Genomic DNA, 2,353 nt, shown 5'->3' with positions numbered 1-2,353 from the left:
GAACTCTGGATGGCTGGACGGCCGTTCGCCCTTCGTCCGTGGCAAGCGACATGTTGCTCGAGTACTCGCTCAGCGTGGCATAGGCGATCAGGCCACGAAGCTTTCCGAGCTTGTCCATAACACCGTCGCAGGCGTCGATGCAGAGCGCGCATGTGATGCACTCCATCTGCTGTCCGTCGCGAATGTCGATACCCATCGGGCACACCGCCACGCAGGCATTGCAGTCGATGCAATCTCCCACTGGCAGGCCTTTGGCTTGCGCCTTTTTCGTATGACGCGACCGCTGCTCGCCCCGCCAGTCATTATAGGTGACGACGAGAGAATTCTCGTCGAGCATCGCGCCCTGGATGCGCGGCCACGGGCACATATAGGTGCAAACCTGCTCGCGCATGAGGCCGCCAAGCACATAGGTCGTCGCGGTCAGGATGGCGACCGTGGCGTAGGCGGCTGGAGGAGCGTGGCCAGTGAACAGCGAAACAAACAGGCTCGGCGCGTCGGCAAAATAAAAGATCCACGCTCCGCCCGTGGCGACGCCGATCAGGAGCCAGATCGAATGCTTGACGACACGCTTCCTTAGCTTGGCAAAGCTCAAGGGAGCAGCGTCAAGCTTCATTCGCGCGTTTCGATCACCTTCGATCGCACGTTCGACGACGAGAAAGAGATCGACCCAGACCGTCTGCGGACAGGCATAGCCGCACCAAGCGCGGCCAACCGCGGAAGTGACGAGAAACAGGCCGAACCCCGCCATGACGAGAAGACCGGCTACGTAATAAAATTCCTGAGGCCAGATTTCGATGAAGAAAAAGAAGAAGCGGCGTGAGGAAAGGTCGATAAGGATTGCCTGGTCGGGCGCGTAAGGACCGCGATCCCAGCGAATCCATGGCGCGAGATAGTAGATGCCGAGCGTGACCAGCATGACGATCCATTTGAACTGACGGAATCGCCCCTCTGCACGCTTGGGAAAAACCTTCTTCCGAGGTGCATAGAGAGGCTGCCGATTGCGACGGGCGTTAACCGGCTCGACGCTGAGCCGTTCGATGCTGTCGGGATCTGGTGCAGTGTAGAGGTTCATGGGACCTATCCGATTTCATCCGACCTTGTCCCATCTGCCGCGCATCCTTTCCTTGATGCAGATCAAGACGGAAGGTCTTCCCACGAAAGGAAAAGGCCACGCCCTGGAGAGAGGGCGTGGCCTGGAGGAACTGCGGGGGAACAGACACCCGCCGGGACGTCCTCGACAGGTCTACAGTTAGCGGCTCGTCTCCTCGTGGTCTTTGAGGCAGGTCAAGCTTACGATCGAACTGCCGATCTTTGCCGGATCGTCTTGATCGGAAGGCGGCGGCACCGCTTTGGCACGCGCCGACACACGCGATCGTATCGTGGCACGCGGCGTGCCATAGAGATCGAGGAGCGGGTTGTGGTCGTGAGCTGCCATGGCTTTTCTTCTTACGTCCCGCCGCCAAGCGAATGGACGAAAATGGTAAGTTCCTTGACTGTCGTATCGCCCAGGCGTCCAGCCCAGGCAGGCATGACGCCATGCTTGGGAGAGGCGACCTGGCGGATGATGGCGTCCTCGCCGCGTGCCTTCAGCCAGATCGCATCGGCGAGATCCGGTGCACCCATTTCCGCCTTTCCTTTGGCGTCCTCGCCGTGGCATGCGGCACAGTTGTCGACGAAGACCTGCTTTCCGGCCTCCGCGAGACTGCGATCCGACGGCGTATTGGTCAGCCCCCAGACGTAGGCCGCGACCTGCCTCGTCTGGGTGGGATCCAGAACATCGGCAAAGGGCGGCATCTCGGAAGCGTGGGTGTCCGTATCTCCGTCGAAGCGAATGCCATGCGCGATCGTCGTCTGAATGGCGTCCAGGTCTCCGCCCCACAGCCAATCGTCGTCGTTGAGGTTCGGGAATCCAGGACCGCCGCTTGCTCCCGAGCCATGGCATGGCGCGCAGTTCACCTTGAACGCAGACGCGCCGCCGGCGATCGCGAATTCGCGAAGAGCAGGATCGGAATCGATCTCCTGCACCGTCTTGGCGGCGATCAGGTCATGCAGCTTCGCCTGCGATAGCCTGGCCTGATCCAGGTTCTGCTGCAATTCGGCGCGGCTGGAAAAACCCAACATGCCCTTCGTAGCATCGGTAATCATCGGGATCGCGGGATATGCGATCGCATAGCCCACCGCCCAGAGGATGGTGGCGTAGAAGGTCCATACCCACCAGCGAGGCATCGGATTGTTGAGTTCGCGGATGCCGTCCCATTCATGTCCGGTCGTTTCGACGCCGCTAAATTCATCGATATGTTTTTCCGACATCTCAATCATCCTTCAAGGGAATATCGGCGGCCTCTTTCGCCGT

The 2,353-nt window shown here is 60.1% G+C and carries 3 protein-coding genes; all 3 read right to left on the bottom strand.

Features of this window, described 5'->3' with window-relative positions; translation table 11 throughout:
* Positions 1-1,072: cytochrome c oxidase accessory protein CcoG (gene ccoG / locus EFB14_RS32720; RefSeq protein WP_126830938.1), on the bottom strand; the 1,072-nt coding region annotated here is incomplete at its 3' end.
* 177 nt (positions 1,073-1,249) lie between these two features.
* Positions 1,250-1,435 (bottom strand): hypothetical protein, encoded by a 186-nt coding sequence (locus EFB14_RS32715; protein ID WP_126830936.1) that lies wholly within the window; start codon positions 1,433-1,435, stop codon positions 1,250-1,252.
* A gap of 11 nt (positions 1,436-1,446) precedes the next feature.
* Positions 1,447-2,310, bottom strand: coding sequence for a cytochrome-c oxidase, cbb3-type subunit III (gene ccoP, locus EFB14_RS32710; RefSeq protein WP_126830934.1), 864 nt, complete (start codon positions 2,308-2,310; stop codon positions 1,447-1,449).
* Positions 2,311-2,353: the final 43 nt, after the last annotated feature.

Source organism: Rhizobium fabae (assembly GCF_003985135.1).
Lineage (GTDB): Bacteria > Pseudomonadota > Alphaproteobacteria > Rhizobiales > Rhizobiaceae > Rhizobium > Rhizobium pisi.
Note: the sequence above shows the minus strand (reverse complement) of the source record. Positions and strands in the feature narration are given on the sequence as shown.